At 63.8% G+C, this 257-nt stretch carries 1 protein-coding gene; it reads left to right on the forward strand.

Going from position 1 to position 257, the window contains the following annotated elements; genetic code table 11:
* Nucleotides 1-129 precede the first annotated feature (129 nt).
* The coding region (locus HKX41_12265) for a CYTH domain protein (protein NNC24910.1) at nt 130-257 on the forward strand (128 nt) is incomplete at its 3' end.

Consider the following 257-nt stretch of genomic DNA (forward strand, 5'->3'; position numbering starts at 1 on the left):
CGGCTTTCGCCGGAATGACGGCGTTGGGACGTGGGGCGATGGTTTGCATCGTACGGCGGCGCGGGCGATGGTTGCGGCGGCTGCGCGCGGACGTTGGGTTCGGCGTTGTTTTTACTAATTGGAGTTCCCGTGGGCATCGAAATCGAACGCAAATTCCTCGTCGTCGGCGACGCCTGGCGCGAAGCCGCGCACAAGGTTGCGCCGATGGCGCAGGGCTATCTCAACGACCTGGCCGCGATGGATAAGGGCGCGATGAA

It is taken from the genome of Salifodinibacter halophilus (assembly GCA_012999515.1).
In the GTDB taxonomy this organism is placed as follows: Bacteria; Pseudomonadota; Gammaproteobacteria; order Nevskiales; family Salinisphaeraceae; genus Salifodinibacter; species Salifodinibacter halophilus.